Origin of the sequence: Chryseobacterium sp. NRRL B-14798, assembly GCF_050470705.1 — a bacterium.
Classification (GTDB): domain Bacteria; phylum Bacteroidota; class Bacteroidia; order Flavobacteriales; family Weeksellaceae; genus Chryseobacterium; species Chryseobacterium cupriresistens.
In genome coordinates, this window is record NZ_JBFLUL010000005.1 from 1,303,881 (window position 1) to 1,317,459 (window position 13,579).

A 13,579-nucleotide genomic window follows, 5' to 3' on the forward strand; every position below is an offset into this window, starting at 1 on the left:
TAATATAAATTTTAATTGTTATTGATGTAAGAAATGGTCAAAACTCCATTTATAATGGGAAAATGTACTCAGAAGAAATGCCCCTGCACTGAATGCGAAGACTGAATAGTCCAGAGGTTCTTTAATTCCAAAAGAAATGCTCATGGCTATGGCAAAAAATAAAGTGAGCACAGAGGCGTACCTTGCTGTTCTTTTTATCTGAAAACCCAGAAGAAGCATAAAGCCTATTGAAACTTCAGCTGCCGTTGAAAATAGGGCAATACAAGGTGCCCACGATGGTGGTAAAAATGAATTGGTTTCAGCGGTATAATGAACAAAATTTTTCCAGCCTGAAGATTGAGCCCCCCAAAGATTCAGCCTGCTTGCTACTGCTGATAAAAATCCGGCAGCCAGAGCAATTCTTAATAAAAAAACGGCGGTATCCTGTTGCGTTTTCATACGTATAATTTTTAGGTTTTAATTACAGTACAAAGTTCAGCGAAAGCCGCCGCCTAAAGAATAGACAATTCCGGGAAAAGCATGTAATATTGAAGAAGGAAGCTGAAAGTTTTTAAATTTCCTTTACCACTTTCTGATACTCTTTGGGAGACTGTGAAGTATGTTTTTTAAAGAAATTTGAAAAATAGAAAGGATCATTGAAACCAAGCTGGTAGGCAATTTCCTTTACAGTCAGCTTTTCATATAATAAAAGTCTCTTAGCTTCAGAAATAATGAGGCTGTAGATCACATTCTGGGCCGTTTTGTTGGTATGAAGTTTTGAAACCTCATTCAGTTTGGCTTCAGTGGTTCCGAGAAGATCAGCAAAATGAGAGACCTGATAATTATTTTTAAAATTTGCCCTTACAGTTTCAAGGAACTTTAAAAATAAAGCATCGGGTTTCCATATTTCATCGCCGTGGACAATTTTACTGCGGTTGATTTCTACCAGAAGCAATTCCACCAGAGAATGTGTAGAGATCAGATACTGGTAAGGCTGTTGCTGAATTTCTTTTTCAATAGTGTTCAATGTTTCAGAGAAAAATTCAGGGTGCTGTACAGTGATCATTTCATTCATTCCAAAATGACAGAAGAGACCATTGTGGAAGATAAGTTCAATATCACTATCACTTTTACAGAAAAAATCCAGCGTAAATTCCAATGCAGTCAATTCTCCTTCCACTGATTTTAACTGATGGAATTGTCCTGAAGTAATGGTTACAACCTGACCGGTTTTCATCATAAAAATATTTTCGTCAATCAGAATTTCTGCATTTCCGGATTGGCACCAGAATAAGGTGTATCTGATGACCCGTCGCGGTTCAGGATATCCTGCCTGGTTGGAGTATTTTCTTATTTTAATCATTTCAGATCTGTTAAAAGGTGGATATCAAATTGAACAGATAAGTTTTAGTTTGATTTTTTATTATCAATTTCTTCTAAATGCTTTTTAACTGAATTGACATTTTCTTCTGTAAGCTTGCCATAGCCATGGTCTCTGATTTGGCTTAATTGTAATTTTGACATTTCATCTTGCTTATCTTTATTTTTCAATAAATGATCCCGCAACGAAATATAATCCTGGGCAGAGTATACTTCATCTTTTAAAAATTCTGAAATATTTTTATTTTCTCCGACACATCCCAAAGTATATTTCATCATTAAAGGATTGTTATAATAGAAAGTATAGATAACTAAGAATCTTTTATCATTTCTTTTAAATAGCTCCTTGGCGGAATAAACCCTTAACGCATTGCTGCCATTCATCGCATAGTAATAGAGCTCATCATTACTTGCTGTTTTAGCAATTTTTTTAAATTGATTATAAATTTTACTTTCTTCACCTCCATAGCCAATATGGGAGGACTCAGCATAAGAAAGAGTACTTAAAGGCTGTGCCAGTTTTTTTACTGTATCAGAAACCTGGGCATTATATCCTGTGTAAATAAAAGTGATTAAAAATCCATAAAAATATTTATTCTTCATTATTTATAAATAATATCTAAAGTTAATAAAATAACTGAAGATATATTATTACAGAATATTTCTCAACGAAAACCTTCCGGATCTTGCAGGATGGGAAGTTGGTTTCTGAGTTAATAATTAAAAAATAAAAATGTAGCTACAATTATTTATAAGAATATTCAATATTGCTCCATAAAACCTGATCTCCTGTTTTGATCATTTCAGAAGGTTTGGAGAATATATTACCGAAAATATTTTCGTATTGAGTTGTTCCAAAATGAGAACTTTTGGTAATTAATAGTGCGTCCTGGTCATCTCGGGAAACTTTTTTAACGTATCGGTATGTTCTTTTTAAGGTGAATGAAGAAGTGTCTTTATGGAAATCACCAATGTAAGTTGGTTTATTATTGTTGTTCTCTTTGATCAGTACAGAATCATTCGCGATGGTAAAGCTGTAAGCAAAATCTGTAGATGAGGTTTCTGAGAATAACCTGATCGTTTTGTTTTTAAGATCAAGATTTATTTTTTCCCATGCAGGTTCCTGGTATAGGCTCCAGTAATCGGTAAGGTAAGATTCATCCGGAGTAGATTTTTCTCCGTTTGATCCTTTGTACAAAACCGTATTTTTTACAGTATAACTTTTAAATTGAAACGAGTAAACATTTTTATCAACAGGTCTCGGATCATCAATTATATTGTCGTTGTTTTCACACGATATTAATGACAATGCCATTATCAGGGCATAAAAAGAGTATTTCATGGTATATTTTATAAAAAGAAGTTTCACACCTATTTGTGAAACATATTAGAGTGGGAGTTATATCGATCAGGAATGAAAAGGCGAAAAGGTAAACGCGTATTTACCTTTTCGCTTTTTGACTTAATTTATTTCCCAAAATATATCTGATCCTGCTTCTGTTGTTCATTATAAATGATCTGGAAGCTGACAGGCATATATTGGTAAAGAAGTTTCCAATGTTGGATCTTTGCGTGTTTCTTGAAGCTTTCGAAAGATCTTACAAACAGGTTTTCAATCATGGTTCTTACATAAGAATTCCCGTTTCTGTAGATCCAGTCCATCAACTTGATGTGATGGGCAATGATATTGATCTTCGATTCCTGCAGCAGGTGCTTCAGATAATTTACGGTAGCCTGCATGATCCCGGCGAAATTGTCCTGTACAGACAGCTGGGTGATTTCATTGCGAAGTGGCGGATAGAAAAATTTTAAGTATTCAACAGCTATTTTTTGATTAATAGTTTGCATTTGTACTTTCATCATAATTAAGAATTTTTCAAACACTTTTTAGTGCAGCGAAATGTATACCAAAATTTAAAGACAGGCTGCAAAAATAAATACTCCGACGATCACAGCAATGTGAGTGAGTAATATCTCTGCATTGTGCCTGTTAGTCGTTGTTTTCCAGGTTTTCCAGTCTGAAATTTTTCTGATTTTGTTTTTCATAATCTATTGATTGTGAGTTATTTTTAATTTTGTTTAATTTAAACACTTTGTAATGAAACGGATAAAAAATGTAACAAAACGTTTATATGCCATGACTGTAAATTTGTCTTGAATATACTTTCTGAAGGTTGGCAGAAATATGACTAAAAATCACTTTTCTGTATTCCTCAGTGCAGAAAGCAGTACAATTGTCCAGAGAATAGATAAAGGTTGTCTCAATTGCATTCTTTAATACTGTATCTCCGTCAGTGTAAATTTTGTCCATTTTCTGTAAACTCCTGAACAGCAGATTTCTGTCATTCTGTCTGATCATATTTTTAATACGTTCCGTAAAAGTGCGGATAATGCTGTATGAGTTTTGAATTTTGATTTCCTGTACATCTTTTTCAAAGTCGGGAACCACGTCGGTGATTTCCTTTACGGCTTGTAAATAGTTCATCGTATTATATTTTAATGGTGATAGTGTTCTAGCATTTTGATGAAGGCACCAAAAATGAAAATGGTTAAAAAAGCAAAAAAGAGCATATGATAGGGTTTAAGCCATTTCGGAGTTGCAGGTCCTTTGCTTTTTAACCTTCTGAGCTTGTCGAGTCTGTTTAAAGTCTTTAAGTCCATTTTTCTATGTTTTCAAATCATGATGCCAATGGTATTCCGATGAAAATGGAATATGATTAAAGTGTTGATATATAATGTGTTGTGATTTTATGATTAAGTTTTTTAAACAGAAAAGCTTGTCAAAATGATAAGGTTCTTATCAATTTGGAAAAAATAAAAAGACAAAAATTGCTGCTATCACACCTTATTACTAATCTGAGGACTGATAATTCCCATCCTTTGGAGGGGGGCGAAAATTCAAAGAATTTTTGACGGGGTGGTTAAAAGAGAGTGTTATAAAATGACATTTTTTAAGTTTCGCAGAAAGAATAAGAATGAATATCTTTGCAGTCCAAATATTCAGAAAATGTTTTCAAAAATAATAGTACACAGAGTCGGAAATAAGATCAACGGAGATTCGCTGACACTTTCCCAGGAGGAGTTGAAGCTGGAAGAAGGAATGGCAGAAATGCTTGAAGACTACTTTTTAGGTTCTTTTAAATCGGAAGAAACCTTCCATTTTTACAGTGACACTTATCTGGTGAATAATCCGGTTTACAGTGCAGTATCTGAAATTTTTGATGATAAATCCAAGTTTATCTGGGAATCTGAGAATATTGCCAAACATCTTTTCGAGGCTGCTGAGAACCCGAGAGTTCAGAGTGGAGAGCTTTTCATCGTACTTTTCGAAGATGAAAGCGACCGTCCGGACAGAGTGGATAAAATCGGGATTTTTAAAACGGAGAAGAGAGAATCTTTCCTGAAAATCAATCCTGCTGAAGAGACATTTGATATTGAAAAAGATCAGGGAATAGGTTTGTCTAAAATTGATAAGGCTGCTTTGATCTACAACAACAATAAAGAAACAGGATATGTACTTTCTGTAGTTGATAACAACAAAAACGGGGATATGTACTACTGGTTCGAAGATTTCCTGAAAGTAAAACAGCGTGATGACGAATATTTCCACACGCAGGAAGCCCTGATGGTGTATAAAGATTATATCACCAAACAACTTCCTCAGGAATTTGAAGTTTCCAAAGCAGACCAGGCAGATTTCCTGAATAAGTCGATCAATTTCTTTAAGGAAAAAGAAGAATTTAAGCTGGATGAATTTGCCAATGAAGTATTGGGTGATGAGCATGTAATTGAAAGTTTCGTGAACTTTAAAACAGACTACGAACAGGACATGCAGGTGAATATTGCTGAAGAGTTCCCGATCAGTGAAGCGGCGGTAAAAAAGACTCAGAGACACTTTAAAAGTATTATTAAATTAGATAAAAACTTCCATATCTACATCCACGGAGACCGACAGAAAATTGAAATGGGTGAGGATGATAAAGGAAAATATTACAGACTTTATTTCGAAAAAGAGGTATAAAAAGAAGTCTCCGGTTCCATAATAATATCATAACTTTATTGCTGATTACAAAATAACAGCTATGAAATTGATGATCATTTTCTGGGGAGCTTTTCTCTTCTTTTTCTGTGTTCCTTTTCCAATTTTCATTTACATGATGACGGAGGAGCTGGCAACAGAACCGAGAAATTCATTAGCGGTGAGCTATGGGTATCTCGGTTTTTCTTTGTTAATATGGGGATATGTGATTATTTTCTTTATCAACAAGCTTTTCATTACAACTTTTAAAGAGAAAAATACGATCCGGTCCATTGTACAGAACGGAATTCCAAGAGAAGCGGGAATCATTGATTATAAACTCCTCAAATACATTCCTAAAAAAAACATGAATCTCATTCAGGTCGGGCTTTCATTTCCCAATCTCAGCAATACGGTGATAGAACATACAATGATGTTTCATGATTCCAGACCGCAGGAGAGAAGATTTGATGTAGGAAACAAAATCAAGGTACTGCTGAATCCTAAGGTATCACAGGAACCCTATTTTATTTTAAGTGATCAGAAAGTAGGATTCAATACATCAGGAATGATTTTACGAATCGTATTTCTTGTATTACTGATTGCTTATGTTATTGGCTTATACTCTTATTTCTATTGGAGAGAATCTTTTGATTTCGGCTGGAGGTTTCTGACATTCATGCACCCGATTATTTTCAGCGGGGTGATGACCATTATTTATGTCCTGGTTTTTCAGCTTATTTTCGGGAAGTTTTTAAAAAATACAAAAGAAGAAGGTATTCTTTTTTCAGGAAGAAATGCTGAAGCCAATATTATCAGTGTAAGCCAGACAGGCCTTACAGTGAACGATCAGCCACAAATCATGTTTCAGGTAAGTTTTAAAGATTTCAGAGGGACTGAACATATTGCTGTTTATAAGAAAATTGTGAGCCTTTTAAAGCTTTCTTCCATTCCTCAACAAGGAACTATTGAGATCATGTATGATGAGAATGATCCGAAGAAGATTGTGATTCCCAGAGGGTTGTAGAGAGTAAAAGACAAAACAGCAAAAAGCAAAAACGCTAAATCTGATAATAATACATCAGAACAAATACATATTTTCAGACTTTAGATGTAAAGTTTCTGTTTGACATTGACTATTTAACATATAAAAAAATCTCCAAATGCATTTTTTTAATAAATGCATTTTGTTTAAGTAACAGGATAAAAATCAATTCAATTTTATACAGAAATTTTTAAGCAAAAAATATTTTTTTAACAGATAAACAACTACTTAACATAACAAAAAATATCCTTCAGATGTGAGTTATTTGTATATATTTGAGACTCAATTAAAAAAACATATTTTATGAAACAATTAAAAAAATTGACTCGTGAAGATCTTAAAACTGTAAAGGCAGGCCAAGTTTGGTATGCTGAAACTTCATGTGGAGTAAAAGCTACAACTACTCAAGATTGGACCGCTGAGCAAGCAAATGCTTGGATTGATGCTCTTGAAGCAAATTATTGTAAGCCAGCTTCTCATTATGGACCTAGTAATAATCTAGCCTAATTAATGTAAATGCACTTATAGTAAAAGTTAATACTATAAGTGCAATTTATAATGAAAATATCTCTTATGCATTACCACAAAAAACTAATACAAATATTCATTTTATTTTATAGTGTTTTATTTTATACACAATCATACAAACAGGATACTCTGCGTGGGGAATTTACCTATCAATTAAAAGCAAAATTCGATACACGGACTGATTATCGGCATGAAGAACAATTCTCATTACAGATAGGAGATAAACGTGCATTTTTTGCAAGTGTTATATCGCTAAAAGGTGATTCGGTAATGGCCACTTCAGGAACAAGCACAAAGAATGCTGATGGCAGTATAACTCTTGGCTGGAAAAAAGGGGTAGTGATTCCAAAAACAGGTTTATCTTTTACCATAATTCAATCCAACGAAAATATACAATATTTTAGATCAGCTGGAATGTCTTTACTTACCTATAAAGAACCAATAATAAAGAATTGGAGGCTTGTGGATGAGACCAAAGTAATCAATACAATTATTTGTAAAAAAGCAGAAGTTACTTTTAAAGGGCGGAACTGGATAGCATGGTATGATCCCGAAATTCCGTTGCCTTACGGTCCATATAAATTTAGCGGATTACCAGGACTGATTGTTAAAATAACAGATGATAAAGGAGATTTTGATTTTGAATTGGTAAAATCTATACCTGCATCTAAATTAAATGGTAAATTAATTACCATTAAAAAGAGCAGATATACAGATGCGATAGAAACCACACAACAAAAATTAAAGCAAGCAGTTAGAAATAATGAAGCCAATGCCGCTGCTGTACTCGCAAGTTATGGAACAACCATTATACAAGGTCAAGAAATGATAAGACAAAGACAAAAAGAACGAGAAGAAAACAAAAAATATGAAAACCCGATAGAATTAGAAAACGATCAGTAATGGCTAATCTTTTTTTCGTTTGCTACTATCTATTCGTTTTTTTGCCTTATTCATTATCTTTGTCTTCTTAGCTAAATCATATGAAAACAACACTTGTCGATTTAACAAAGCCGATTCAGTATAATGCAGGAGACCCATGGTTCATGAGGGTGAAAATCAAACATAAAGCCCATAGAAAATCGCATTGGTTGATTCGTCTGGCATTGAGGCTTCCGTCAAGGCTTTTTCCTAAAAACTGGATAGGCTGGGCAGATGACACGATCAAAAATATGGGACTTCATGCTACAACACATATTGATGCTCCCTGGCATTATGGCCCTGTAGTAGAAGGAAAGCCTGCTAAAACGATAGACCAGATTCCGCTGGAGTGGTGCTACGGAGACGGAATTGTGATTGATTGTACGCATAAAGAAGATTTTGTTGCTATCACTGTTGAGGATTTGAAAAAAGATCTCGATAAAAACGGAATTACCATTCAGGAAGGAAATATTGTTCTGATCAGAACCGATCGTGATAAAATGATGGGAACTCCGGATTTTGTGGAAAAAGGAACGGGAATGAGTAAAGAAGCTACAGAATGGCTGATTGACCAGGGCGTAAAAGTAATGGGAATCGATCAGTGGGGCTGGGATCTTCCCCTGAAATATATGGCTCAGAAAGCCAAAGAAATGAATGACCCTGAATTCTTCTGGGAAGGTCATCGTGTAGGAATCGAAAAAGAATATTTACACATCGAACAGCTTACAAACCTCAGTGCATTACCTCCATCCGGATTTAAAATCTGTGTATTTCCGTTAAAAATTGTTGGCGGATCTGCAGCTCCGGCGAGAGTGGTGGCCATGATAGAATAAGAAATAAAAGGACGAATTTGAATTTACAAATTCGTCCTTTACTTATGATCATCTTTGTTTTCTCAGATTAATTTTTCTTTCTGAAAAACAAAGCTCTGTTGTATTCAAAATTCATTCTGGCAATATTCAGGACAGAAATTCCCTGAGGACATTCTACTTCACAGGCTTCTGTATTGGAGCAGTGCCCGAATAATTCCGTATCCATTTGGGCTACCATATCCAGTACTCTTTTGCTTCGTTCTTCTTTCCCTTGAGGAAGAAGCGCCATATGAGTGATTTTTGCAGAGGTAAATAAAGCTGCACTTCCATTTTTACAAGTGGCAACACACGCTCCACATCCGATACACGCAGCAGAATCAAAAGCTTCCTCAGCCGTCTGGTGAGTCACCGGAATTGCTGTGGCATCAGGAGCCTGGCCTGTATTCACAGATACAAAACCTCCTGAAGATATAATTCTGTCAAAAGCAGAACGGTCTACTTTTAAATCTTTCTTCACCGGAAATGCTTCAGCTCTGAATGGCTCTATCAGAATCGTTTCCCCATCTTTAAAGGATCTTAAATGAAGCTGGCAGGTGGTTGTATTTTTCAAAGGACCATGGGCAATACCATTAATCATCATTCCACATTGTCCGCAGATCCCTTCACGACAGTCATGATCAAACTCAACAGGTTCATCACCCTCAATAATCAGTTTTTCATTTAAAGTGTCCAGCATTTCTAAGAAAGACATGTGTGGATTCAATCCTTTCAGGTCGTAACCTACCAGTTTTCCTTCACTTTTTCTGTCTTTCTGTCTCCATATCTTAAGATGTAAATCCATAATTTTCTGTTTTTATTTGTAACTTCTTACCGTTGGCTGAATTTCTTCAAAGATTAAAGGTTCCTTAATCAATTCAGGTTCACCATTTTCACCTTTCCAGGCCCAGGCAGAAATAAATTGGTATTCCGCATCATTTCTCATGGCTTCCCCGTCCGGGGTCTGAAATTCTTCTCTGAAGTGAGCACCGCAGGATTCGTTACGGGTTAATGCATCATAGCACATCAGTTCTCCGATTTCGAAATAATCGGCTACACGGCCTGCTTTTTCCAGTTCGGTATTCATTTTATCTCCCTGTCCGGAAACCCTTACGTCTTTGTAAAATTCCTGTTTCAGTTTTCGGATTTCCTGAATGGCGTATTTCAACCCTTCTTCATTTCTTGCCAGTCCGCAATAATCATAGAGGAGCTTTCCTAAAGTTTTGTGGAAGTAATCAACGGTTTTGGTTCCTTTAATATTGATAAAATCGTTGATCTGATCTTTAACGGCCTTTTCAGCCTGTTCAAATTCAGGAGTATCCGGTGAAATTTTTCCGGTGTGAATTTCATCTGCCAGATAATTGGCAATCGTGTAAGGCGCAATGAAATATCCGTCTACAGACGCCTGTAAAAGAGAGTTGGCTCCTAATCTGTTGGCTCCGTGATCGGCAAAATTAGCTTCACCCAACGCAAACAGTCCGGGAACAGTAGTCATCAGTTCATAATCTACCCAAAGTCCACCCATTGAAAAGTGGGCAGAAGGAGAGATCATCATGGGTTCTTTATACGCATCATATCCTGTTATTTTCAGATACATATCGAATAAATTTCCATATTTTTCTTTGATCTTATCTTTTCCCTGTTCCTGTATTGCTTTTGAAAAATCAAGATAAACGGCGTTTTTCAAAGGCCCGATTCCGAAACCGGCATCAATTCTTTCCTTGGCTGCACGGGAAGAAATATCTCTTGGAGCAAGGTTTCCGAAAGCCGGATATCTTCTTTCAAGATAATAATCCCTTTCATTTTCAGGAATGTCATTGGGAGGTCTGGTTTCACCTTCCTTTAATGGTACCCAGATTCGGCCGTCATTACGTAATGATTCAGACATTAAGGTCAGTTTAGACTGATAATCTCCGGATTGTGGAAGTGAAGTAGGGTGTACCTGAATCCAGCTTGGGGAAGCCATTAAAGCTCCTTTTTTATGGGCTCTCCAGATGGCAGAACCGTTACATCCCATGGCAAGGGTTGACAGATAATAAATTTTTCCGTAACCTCCGGTTGCCAATATTACAGCGTGTGCTGCATGTCTTTCAATATCTCCTGTGTCTAAATTCCTTACGATAATTCCTCTGGCTTTCCCATCAACAGTAACCAGATCCAGCATTTCATGTCTTGAAAATAATTGCACGGAACCTTTTCCAACCTGTCGCATTAAAGCCTGATAAGCTCCCAGAAGAAGCTGCTGCCCCGTTTGTCCTCGCGCATAGAAAGTACGGCTTACCTGAACTCCTCCGAAGGATCGGTTGTTCAGATATCCGCCATATTCTCGCCCAAAAGGTACACCTTGTGCAACAGCCTGGTCGATGAGGTTCAAAGAACATTCTGCCATTCTGTAGACATTGGCTTCACGGGCTCTGAAGTCTCCTCCTTTTAAGGTATCTACAAACATTCTGTAGACACTATCACCATCATTTTTATAGTTTTTGGCGGCATTCACACCTCCCTGTGCTGCCACAGAGTGTGCTCTTCTCGGGCTGTCCTGAAAACAGAATGATTTGACATTATATCCCATTTCCCCTAAAGAAGCTGCGATTGAACTTCCCGCCAATCCTGTTCCTACAACAATCACATCCAGTTTTTTACGGTTGGCAGGGTTTACGAGTTTTGCTTTCTTTTTATAATTTTCCCATTTATGTTCCAATGGGCCTTGTGGTATTTTTGAATCTAAAATCATGATCGTTCCTTTTAATGATAAGTGAAGAATACATACACAGGCATCAATGCAAAACCTACACAGATAATGATTGAATACGCAATCCCGATAGTTTTGAACCATTGTACAAACTTAGGATGATATAATCCCAGGGTTCTTACAGCGCTGTGTATTCCATGAATCAGGTGATAGCACAAAGCGATCATTGATACAACATAAATGATAACGTACCACCATTCTTTAAAGACATTCACTACCAGAATGTAGAGGTCTTTATTTCCGTTTTCATCCAAAGGAGGATTTCCGAATTTATAGATATACCAGAAGTTCTGGAAATGGATCACCAGGAAAATCAGAATTAATGTTCCCAGGATTCCCATATTTCTGGAAGCCCACTTGCTAGCTCTTCCACGTCTGTCCGTTTGATAACCGCCTCCTGATTTTTTATTTTTTAAAGTAATCATCAGTCCGTCTACTGCGTGCAGAATAATACTGGCATATAAAACGTAAGAGACTATTTTGATAATGATATTTCCTGATAAAAAATGCGAATAAGCATTAAACTGCAGGTGCGCTTGTTCTTGTGGAAGAAAAAGCTGAAGATTTCCAAGGAAATGAATCAACAGGAAGAATCCCAGAAAGAGTCCTGTAAGGCACATCAGCATTTTTCTTGACAGTGTTGATAACATATTTTTGATGTATTGGTTAATAATATCCTAAGACTTTCATCCACAATCCTCCTACAACCATATAAATGATCAATAGAACGATTCCAATTTCAAGACCTCTGAGCCACCAGACTTTCAGGTCAACATATCCGCTTCCGAAGAATACCGGTGCAGGACCGTGGCCGTAATGAGTAAGTACCCCGTAAATTGAACCCATGAAACCAAGCATCATTGCCAGCAGCATTGGTGGGATTCCTAAAGAAACACCGACACCCAGCAAGGCAGCATACATGGCCGCTACGTGAGCAGTAGCACTGGCAAAAATATAGTGACTGAAGAAATATACTACAATAATAACCGGGAAAGCTACCTGCCAGCTCAAACCTCCAATCTGTACTTTGATAAGATTACTGAACCATCCAATGAAACCTAATTCATTTAAAGAACTTGCCATCATCACCAGTACGGCGAACCAAACGATAGTATCCCATGCTCCTTTTTCACCTTTTACGTCTTCCCAGGTTAGTACTGAGGTTAGTAGTAATAATGTTAATCCGATAAAGGCTGTAGTAGTAGCATCAATAGAAAGCGCTCCACCGAATATCCAAAGGGCCAGCAGAATGAAGAATGCCAGCAGCATCAGCCATTCGTTTCTGGAAATAGGTCCCATTTCTTTTAATTTCTCAGCTGCCATTTTCGGAGCATCACCTGTTTTTTTCAATTCTGGCGGATATAATTTGTACAATACCAAGGGAACGACAAAGAACGCTACTGCACCAGGAATGAACCCTGCAGCAGCCCATGACATCCATGTAATATCAATACCAAGGTTGGCTGCAAACTTCTGACACATCGGGTTACTGGCTGTCCCGGTAAGGAACATGGAAGAGGCGATGAGGTTCATGTAGTAGCTGTTCAACGTTAAAAATGAACCTAATTTTCTATGAGTTTCCGGTTTTTCAGGAACGGAATCAAAACTTATCGCCATAGATTTCATGATAGGATAAATAATCCCACCACCTCTTGCAGTATTACTCGGAATAGCAGGAGCAAGACAAACGTCGGCAAGTCCTAACCCATAAGCCAGTCCCAGTGAGCTTTTTCCAAAAACTCTGATGAATAAAAAGGCAATACGGTTTCCCAATCCGGTTTTGATAAATCCTCTGGCAATAAAGAATGAAATCCCAATCAGCCAGATTACTTTGTCTCCAAAACCGGAAAGCGCTTTGGTAATGGATTTTCCCGCGTCTCCCGGAGCTACCACTTGCGTAAGGGCTGTAAAACCAATGGCCATCATACACATTGTTCCCATTGGTGCTGCCTTAAGAATGATTCCTAAAATGGTTGCCGCAAAGATGGCAAACAGATGCCAGGCATTCTCTGCAACACCTTCCGGAGCAGGAATGAACCATATGATCAACGCAACAACAAATGTGATCGCTACGTTTTTAATATTAATTTCTTTCATGATACTACTAT

16 protein-coding genes are annotated in these 13,579 nt (G+C 36.9%); 5 read left to right on the forward strand and 11 right to left on the reverse strand.

The features are described 5' to 3' along the window. Positions 1-18: 18 nt before the first annotated feature. From AB1278_RS06260 to AB1278_RS06290, 7 genes are all read right to left on the reverse strand, one after another. Entirely contained in the window at positions 19-438 is a 420-nt protein-coding gene (locus AB1278_RS06260; protein WP_429813090.1) for a DoxX protein, read from the reverse strand. A gap of 112 nt (positions 439-550) precedes the next feature. Further along, complete coding sequence (locus AB1278_RS06265) at positions 551-1,342, reverse strand: helix-turn-helix domain-containing protein (RefSeq protein ID WP_429813093.1); 792 nt, start codon at positions 1,340-1,342, stop codon at positions 551-553. Positions 1,343-1,386: 44 nt separating this feature from the next. After that, a complete protein-coding gene (locus AB1278_RS06270) occupies positions 1,387-1,962 on the reverse strand; it encodes a hypothetical protein (protein ID WP_429813096.1) in 576 nt (191 codons plus the stop codon). Between the two features lie 142 nt (positions 1,963-2,104). Next, a complete protein-coding gene (locus AB1278_RS06275) occupies positions 2,105-2,701 on the reverse strand; it encodes a hypothetical protein (protein ID WP_429813099.1) in 597 nt (198 codons plus the stop codon). Between the two features lie 125 nt (positions 2,702-2,826). Beyond that, positions 2,827-3,222: a DUF7674 family protein gene (locus AB1278_RS06280; RefSeq protein WP_110011329.1), complete on the reverse strand. Its 396-nt coding sequence runs from the start codon at positions 3,220-3,222 to the stop codon at positions 2,827-2,829. Positions 3,223-3,273: 51 nt separating this feature from the next. Continuing rightward, complete coding sequence (locus AB1278_RS06285; RefSeq protein ID WP_262510407.1) at positions 3,274-3,405, reverse strand: hypothetical protein; 132 nt, start codon at positions 3,403-3,405, stop codon at positions 3,274-3,276. An 82-nt stretch (positions 3,406-3,487) separates the two neighbouring features. Continuing rightward, positions 3,488-3,844 carry a DUF7674 family protein gene (locus AB1278_RS06290; protein ID WP_429813103.1) on the reverse strand — a complete coding sequence of 119 codons (357 nt, stop codon included), beginning with the start codon at positions 3,842-3,844 and terminating at the stop codon, positions 3,488-3,490. A 522-nt stretch (positions 3,845-4,366) separates the two neighbouring features. On the opposite strand from AB1278_RS06290, the gene AB1278_RS06295 reads away from it, so the two are divergent. The 5 genes from AB1278_RS06295 to AB1278_RS06315 all read left to right on the forward strand — a co-directional run bounded on the left by AB1278_RS06295 (position 4,367) and on the right by AB1278_RS06315 (position 8,704). Next, the gene (locus tag AB1278_RS06295; protein ID WP_062674158.1) at positions 4,367-5,380 is read left to right on the forward strand and encodes a nucleoid-associated protein; all 1,014 of its coding nucleotides are present in this window, start codon (positions 4,367-4,369) and stop codon (positions 5,378-5,380) included. A 61-nt stretch (positions 5,381-5,441) separates the two neighbouring features. Further along, positions 5,442-6,404, forward strand: coding sequence for a hypothetical protein (locus AB1278_RS06300; RefSeq protein ID WP_343642007.1), 963 nt, complete (start codon positions 5,442-5,444; stop codon positions 6,402-6,404). Between the two features lie 321 nt (positions 6,405-6,725). Beyond that, positions 6,726-6,929 (forward strand): bacteriocin-like protein, encoded by a 204-nt coding sequence (locus AB1278_RS06305; protein ID WP_202838835.1) that lies wholly within the window; start codon positions 6,726-6,728, stop codon positions 6,927-6,929. A gap of 66 nt (positions 6,930-6,995) precedes the next feature. Continuing rightward, positions 6,996-7,853, forward strand: coding sequence for a GLPGLI family protein (locus AB1278_RS06310; protein WP_202838836.1), 858 nt, complete (start codon positions 6,996-6,998; stop codon positions 7,851-7,853). Positions 7,854-7,933: 80 nt separating this feature from the next. Further along, positions 7,934-8,704 carry a cyclase family protein gene (locus AB1278_RS06315; RefSeq protein WP_202838837.1) on the forward strand — a complete coding sequence of 257 codons (771 nt, stop codon included), beginning with the start codon at positions 7,934-7,936 and terminating at the stop codon, positions 8,702-8,704. Between the two features lie 67 nt (positions 8,705-8,771). On the opposite strand, the gene AB1278_RS06320 is transcribed toward AB1278_RS06315, so the two are convergent. From AB1278_RS06320 to AB1278_RS06335, 4 genes are read right to left on the reverse strand one after another with little or no spacing between them, the layout of a single operon-like run. Beyond that, complete coding sequence (locus tag AB1278_RS06320; RefSeq protein WP_202838838.1) at positions 8,772-9,524, reverse strand: succinate dehydrogenase/fumarate reductase iron-sulfur subunit; 753 nt, start codon at positions 9,522-9,524, stop codon at positions 8,772-8,774. A gap of 12 nt (positions 9,525-9,536) precedes the next feature. After that, positions 9,537-11,453 (reverse strand): fumarate reductase/succinate dehydrogenase flavoprotein subunit, encoded by a 1,917-nt coding sequence (locus tag AB1278_RS06325; protein WP_202838839.1) that lies wholly within the window; start codon positions 11,451-11,453, stop codon positions 9,537-9,539. Positions 11,454-11,464: 11 nt separating this feature from the next. Continuing rightward, positions 11,465-12,121: a succinate dehydrogenase cytochrome b subunit gene (locus tag AB1278_RS06330; RefSeq protein ID WP_062674167.1), complete on the reverse strand. Its 657-nt coding sequence runs from the start codon at positions 12,119-12,121 to the stop codon at positions 11,465-11,467. 16 nt (positions 12,122-12,137) lie between these two features. Further along, complete coding sequence (locus AB1278_RS06335; protein WP_395974675.1) at positions 12,138-13,568, reverse strand: anion permease; 1,431 nt, start codon at positions 13,566-13,568, stop codon at positions 12,138-12,140. Positions 13,569-13,579 lie beyond the last annotated feature (11 nt).

Bases quoted from the DNA above. Each gene is read 5' to 3' on its own strand.
- AB1278_RS06295 (WP_062674158.1), top strand. From the start codon at position 4,367: ATGTTTTCAAAAATAATAGTACACAGAGTCGGAAATAAGATCAACGGA.
- AB1278_RS06260 (WP_429813090.1), bottom strand. From the start codon at position 438: ATGAAAACGCAACAGGATACCGCCGTTTTTTTATTAAGAATTGCTCTG.
- AB1278_RS06305 (WP_202838835.1), top strand. From the start codon at position 6,726: ATGAAACAATTAAAAAAATTGACTCGTGAAGATCTTAAAACTGTAAAG.
- AB1278_RS06335 (WP_395974675.1), bottom strand. From the start codon at position 13,568: ATGAAAGAAATTAATATTAAAAACGTAGCGATCACATTTGTTGTTGCG.
- AB1278_RS06330 (WP_062674167.1), bottom strand. From the start codon at position 12,121: ATGTTATCAACACTGTCAAGAAAAATGCTGATGTGCCTTACAGGACTC.
- AB1278_RS06315 (WP_202838837.1), top strand. From the start codon at position 7,934: ATGAAAACAACACTTGTCGATTTAACAAAGCCGATTCAGTATAATGCA.
- AB1278_RS06290 (WP_429813103.1), bottom strand. From the start codon at position 3,844: ATGAACTATTTACAAGCCGTAAAGGAAATCACCGACGTGGTTCCCGAC.
- AB1278_RS06285 (WP_262510407.1), bottom strand. From the start codon at position 3,405: ATGAAAAACAAAATCAGAAAAATTTCAGACTGGAAAACCTGGAAAACA.
- AB1278_RS06280 (WP_110011329.1), bottom strand. From the start codon at position 3,222: ATGATGAAAGTACAAATGCAAACTATTAATCAAAAAATAGCTGTTGAA.
- AB1278_RS06265 (WP_429813093.1), bottom strand. From the start codon at position 1,342: ATGATTAAAATAAGAAAATACTCCAACCAGGCAGGATATCCTGAACCG.
- AB1278_RS06320 (WP_202838838.1), bottom strand. From the start codon at position 9,524: ATGGATTTACATCTTAAGATATGGAGACAGAAAGACAGAAAAAGTGAA.
- AB1278_RS06325 (WP_202838839.1), bottom strand. From the start codon at position 11,453: ATGATTTTAGATTCAAAAATACCACAAGGCCCATTGGAACATAAATGG.
- AB1278_RS06275 (WP_429813099.1), bottom strand. From the start codon at position 2,701: ATGAAATACTCTTTTTATGCCCTGATAATGGCATTGTCATTAATATCG.
- AB1278_RS06270 (WP_429813096.1), bottom strand. From the start codon at position 1,962: ATGAAGAATAAATATTTTTATGGATTTTTAATCACTTTTATTTACACA.
- AB1278_RS06310 (WP_202838836.1), top strand. From the start codon at position 6,996: ATGCATTACCACAAAAAACTAATACAAATATTCATTTTATTTTATAGT.
- AB1278_RS06300 (WP_343642007.1), top strand. From the start codon at position 5,442: ATGAAATTGATGATCATTTTCTGGGGAGCTTTTCTCTTCTTTTTCTGT.